Here is a 217-nt window from a genome sequence, read left to right as displayed (position 1 = left end):
AAACGACGCTGTTGACTTAACCGAAATTGCTCCTCATACCATTTTAGCTTTGCTTCCAAAGCTTCCTTCTCTATTTCAAGCTTTTCGTTACGCTCTTTATAGTATTCAATTGATTCCTGATTTTTGGTGTCTGTATTTTTCATAGTTTCATTATACGAAAGAGAACCCGAATTGACTAGTCGGATTCTCATTTTTCTTGATTTATAGAATGGTACGT

1 protein-coding gene is annotated in these 217 nt (G+C 35.0%); it reads right to left on the bottom strand.

The window, feature by feature from the left end; all coding sequences use genetic code 11:
* Positions 1-191, bottom strand: a 191-nt coding sequence (locus M3210_RS20885) for a hypothetical protein (protein WP_490722691.1), incomplete at its 3' end; no start/stop codon positions are given.
* Positions 192-217 lie beyond the last annotated feature (26 nt).

It is taken from the genome of Oceanobacillus luteolus, assembly GCF_023715655.1.
GTDB classification, from domain to species: domain Bacteria; phylum Bacillota; class Bacilli; order Bacillales; family Amphibacillaceae; genus Oceanobacillus; species Oceanobacillus luteolus.
The sequence above is the reverse complement of the archived record's forward strand: the minus strand, read 5'-3'. Positions and strand labels throughout refer to the sequence as shown.